Here is a 678-nt window from a genome sequence, read left to right on the forward strand (position 1 = left end):
AGGTCTTGGTGTCCTGGCCCTGAAGCAGCCGGTTCTCGGCTTCGCGCACGGCGCGCATCACCGGAGTCCTGCCGTCGCGATCCTTGTAGACGCCGACGCCGAGATCGACCTTGCCCGGACGCGGATCGGCGCGATAAAGGCCAATCAACGCAAGGATCTTGTCGGCGGGGGCGGGCTGCAGGGTTTCAAACATCGATACGGCTCCAATGGCGGCGGAGTGATACGCAAAACGGCAGCGCTTCGCCAGCGCTTTTCGATTGCATCAATCTTGAGGCTGCGCCGCCCCTACACGTTCCTGTCACATCAGCATCGTTCGCCAGATCGGACAAAAATCACTTGTAGCCGGATTAAAACCTTGCCCTGCTCCGTAAACAGGGCATGAAACGATCGATGCCACGCTTCGATATCGTCGGACAGCTCGGTTCGCTGCGCCGCTATGCGCGTTCGCTGACGCGCGACAGCACGGAGGCCGAGGACCTGGTGCATGACGCGCTGGTGCGCGCCTATGAGCGGCGCGGCACCTTTCGTGCCGGCAGCAACCTTCGCGCCTGGCTGCTTGCGATCGTCCACAACGCCTTCATCGATGGTGTCCGCTCGCGCCGGTCGGAAGCGGCGCGCGTCGAGCAGGCCGGGTACCTTGCCGACAGCACCTCCCCGGCGCCCCAGGACCATTCGGTC

General features: G+C 63.7%; 1 protein-coding gene and 1 pseudogene. One reads left to right on the forward strand and one right to left on the reverse strand.

Features of this window, described 5'->3' with window-relative positions:
• Positions 1-193, reverse strand: a pseudogene (locus EN745_RS35500) (aromatic amino acid aminotransferase); the annotation flags it as partial.
• Between the two features lie 197 nt (positions 194-390).
• Here EN745_RS35500 and EN745_RS35505 point away from each other — a divergent pair.
• On the forward strand, positions 391-678 hold a 288-nt coding region (locus EN745_RS35505; RefSeq protein ID WP_189363281.1), incomplete at its 3' end, for a sigma-70 family RNA polymerase sigma factor.

The organism is Mesorhizobium sp. M4A.F.Ca.ET.022.05.2.1 (assembly GCF_003998845.1).
Classification (GTDB): Bacteria; Pseudomonadota; Alphaproteobacteria; order Rhizobiales; family Rhizobiaceae; genus Mesorhizobium.